The organism is Rhodopseudomonas sp. BR0C11, assembly GCF_010820945.1.
In the GTDB taxonomy this organism is placed as follows: Bacteria; Pseudomonadota; Alphaproteobacteria; order Rhizobiales; family Xanthobacteraceae; genus Rhodopseudomonas; species Rhodopseudomonas palustris_H.
The window spans coordinates 1-3,338 of record NZ_QTKI01000477.1; the positions used below are offsets into that span (position 1 = coordinate 1).

A 3,338-nucleotide genomic window follows, 5' to 3' on the forward strand; every position below is an offset into this window, starting at 1 on the left:
GCTCAAGATGATGACCGACGAGCTGCGGATGCGGGCGATCACTTCGCTCGAAATCGGCATGCAGGCGCCGGAGCGCGAAGCCGTCGCCGATCAGGGCAAAGGCGGCCGCATTCTGCTGGTCGACGACCGGCCGTCGTCCTACGAGCGGCTGGCGCCGCTGCTCAGCGCCGAGCACGACGTCGACGTCGAGACCAATCCTTCCGAAGCGCTGTTCCACGCCGCCGACGGCAATTACGACCTGCTGATCGTGTCGCTTGGGCTGGAGAATTTCGACGGGCTGCGGCTGTGCAGCCAGGCGCGCTCGCTGGAGCGTACCCGGCATGTGCCGATCCTCGCGATCGCCGATGCCGAGAACAATGCGCGGCTGCTGCGTGGGCTCGAGATCGGCGTGAACGACTATCTGCTGCGGCCGGTCGACAAGAACGAATTGATGGCGCGGGCGCGGACCCAGATCCGGCGCCGCCGCTACACCGATCATCTGCGCGACAACGTGCAGCATTCGATCGAGATGGCGATCACTGACGGGCTCACCGGGCTGCACAATCGGCGCTACATGGAGAGCCATCTGGCGACGCTCGCCGAGCAGGCGGGCGCGCGCGGCAAGCCGCTGGCGCTGATGATCCTCGACATCGACTTCTTCAAGTCGATCAACGACAGCTACGGCCACGATGCCGGCGACGACGTGCTCCGCGAGTTCGCGCTGCGGATCAAGAAGTCGATCCGCGGCATTGATCTCGCCTGCCGCTACGGCGGCGAGGAGTTCGTGATCGTGATGCCGGAAACCGATCTACACGTCGCCCAGATGGTGGCCGAGCGGCTGCGCCGCGCCATCGCCGGCGAGCCATTCGCGATCGAGAAGGGCGCGCGCCGGATCGAGGTCACGATTTCGATCGGGCTGTCGACGCTGGAGCGCAAGGGCGAACCGATCCCCGACCTGCTGAAACGCGCCGACACCGCGCTGTACCGGGCCAAGCACGACGGCCGCAATCGGGTCGTCGCCGCGGCGGCGTAATGCCGCCGCTAGCATTGTTCCCAAAATGGGAACGTGCTACTAAAGAGCATGCGTCTGATCGCCCGCAACGTGCTGGTCGAATTCTGGGGCAAACACCCGGAAGCCAAGCCATCTGTCGAGCGTTGGTACGCGTTGATCAGGGCGGCAGGCTGGACCTCGACCGACGACGTTCAGAAGGCCGCACCCAAGGCCAAAGTGCTCAATCGTGAGCGCGTCAGATTCGAGATCGCTGGCGGCAATTTTCGATTGGTGGCCGCCTTCGATTTTCGTCGTCAGATCGCGTTTGTGAAGTTCGTCGGGACGCACGCCGAATACGATCGGATTGATGCGTTGACCGTGTCGCAATTCTGAGGAGATCGCTGTGGACCTTCGCCCGATCCGGACTGACGAGGATCACCGCGCCGCACTGGCTGCGATCGAGGCTTGCTGGGGGGCGCCGGAAGGGTCGGAAGAGGGCGACAGGCTCGATGTCCTGTTGGCGCTGGTCGAGCTTTATGAAGCGAAACGGTGGCCGATCGCGATTGGCGAAGATCAGGACCCGGTCGATGTCCTGCAATACGCCATCGACGAACTCGGACATACGCAGACTGAGTTGGCCGAACTTCTCGGCTCGCGGTCGCGAGCGTCCGAGGTGCTGTCGCGTCGTCGCGCACTCACCGTCGAGATGATCCGCAAGATCGCTGACGCCTGGAAAATTCCCGCCGACCTTCTGGTTCGGCCTTACAAAACCGAACACGCAGCCTGAGATCGCGCTGCTCCGCCCGGAGTTCAACCGCAGCCCCATCCCGGCGGAATCAGACTGCAAATAGAAACGGGGCCCCAAGGCCCCGCGGAAGGAATGCCGTCAGTAGGCCGAAGCGGCTTACTTGATCTTGGCTTCCTTGAACTCGACGTGCTTGCGCGCGACCGGGTCGTACTTCTTCTTGACCATCTTGTCGGTCATGGTGCGCGAGTTCTTCTTCGTCACGTAATAGAACCCGGTGTCGGCCGTCGACACGAGCTTGATCTTGATGGTGACCGCCTTGGCCATGATCTCAAACCTCGAATTTGGGAATAAACAGGCGAGGTCGAACGTCAGGACCCGCGTTTGGCCGGCAAACTAGCCACGGCTGCCCGAAAGTCAAGGTTCTCTGCAGGGATAGGCGACCGGGATCGACGAAATCGCTTCCAAGCCCAGAAATTCGCACCCAAAGCGGCCAAAAGCCGGGCAAATCCGACAAGACAGCGTTCCGCGCATCGCAGATCTTCCTGCGGCCGCCCTCGATTTCGGAGCGCTGCGACCCATCTTCGGAACCTCGACCCCGATTCTGTCACGAAAGGCCCCAGATGAGCGTCAGTGAGCCGGCCCTGCGCATTGCGGAGAATTCTCAACCCGAACCTCCGCCGAAGCCGGGATCCGGCGGGGCAGCGTTGCCCGGTCCGGCAATGAGCGCGGGGCTGACGCTGGCAATGGCCGCTGCCGCGGGCATCAGCGTCTCCAACATCTATTATAACCAGCCGATGCTGGGGGTGATCGAGCGCGACCTCGGCAACCCCGCGCTCACCGGGATGATTCCGACCGCCACCCAGCTCGGTTATGCGGTCGGGCTGTTCCTGCTGGTGCCGCTCGGCGACCTGACCGACCGGCGGCGGCTGATCACCGCGCAGTTCGTGCTCCTGGCGGTCGCGGCCGCGCTGGTGGCGTTGGCGCCGTCAGCCTGGCTGATCATCGCCGCGTCGTTGGCGCTCGGCGCCTGCGCGTCGGTGGCGCAGCAGGTTGTGCCGTTTGCCGCGGCGCTGGCGGCGCCGGAGCGCCGCGGCAAGACCATCGGCCTTGTGATGGCCGGGCTGCTGTGCGGCATCCTGCTCAGCCGGACGGTGGCAGGATTTGTCGCCGGTCACCTCGGCTGGCGGGAGATGTTCTGGCTGGCGGTGCCGGCGGCGCTCGGTACTGCGGCGCTGATGGCGTGGCTGCTGCCGCGCCATCACGGTCACCTCGACATCAGCTATGGAGCGGCTCTGAAGTCGCTGGCCTCGCTGTGGCGTCAGCAGCCGGATCTGCGGCGAGGGACCGCGGTGCAGGCGGCACTGTTCGCGTCCTTCAGCGTGTTCTGGACGGTGCTGGCGCTGCATCTGCAGGAGCCGCAGTTCGGGCTTGGGGCCGAGGCCGCGGGCCTGTTCGGCCTCGTCGGCGTCGTCGGGGTATTCGCGGCGCCGATCTCCGGCCGGATCGCGGATAGAAGCGGGCCGGGCCCGGTGATCGCGATCGGCGCCGCGCTGGTGTTGGCGGCTTGGGTGTTGTTCGGGGCGTGGGGCAGCATCGTCGGACTGCTGATCGGCGTTGTGG

General features: G+C 65.1%; 5 protein-coding genes. 4 read left to right on the forward strand and 1 reads right to left on the reverse strand.

Annotated features, from left to right (window positions below; translation table 11 throughout):
* The 3 genes from DYI24_RS23690 to DYI24_RS23700 form a co-directional block, all read left to right on the forward strand.
* Positions 1-1,012: PleD family two-component system response regulator (locus DYI24_RS23690; RefSeq protein ID WP_164574063.1), on the forward strand; the 1,012-nt coding region annotated here is incomplete at its 5' end.
* Positions 1,013-1,060: 48 nt separating this feature from the next.
* Complete coding sequence (locus DYI24_RS23695; RefSeq protein ID WP_205523657.1) at positions 1,061-1,363, forward strand: type II toxin-antitoxin system HigB family toxin; 303 nt, start codon at positions 1,061-1,063, stop codon at positions 1,361-1,363.
* A 124-nt stretch (positions 1,364-1,487) separates the two neighbouring features.
* Complete coding sequence (locus DYI24_RS23700; protein WP_349627813.1) at positions 1,488-1,757, forward strand: helix-turn-helix domain-containing protein; 270 nt, start codon at positions 1,488-1,490, stop codon at positions 1,755-1,757.
* 117 nt (positions 1,758-1,874) lie between these two features.
* Here the strand turns inward: DYI24_RS23700 and rpmG are convergent, their stop codons facing one another.
* The gene (gene rpmG, locus DYI24_RS23705; RefSeq protein ID WP_011158674.1) at positions 1,875-2,042 is read right to left on the reverse strand and encodes a 50S ribosomal protein L33; all 168 of its coding nucleotides are present in this window, start codon (positions 2,040-2,042) and stop codon (positions 1,875-1,877) included.
* Between the two features lie 395 nt (positions 2,043-2,437).
* Here rpmG and DYI24_RS23710 point away from each other — a divergent pair.
* On the forward strand, positions 2,438-3,338 hold a 901-nt coding region (locus DYI24_RS23710), incomplete at its 3' end, for an MFS transporter (RefSeq protein WP_246701359.1).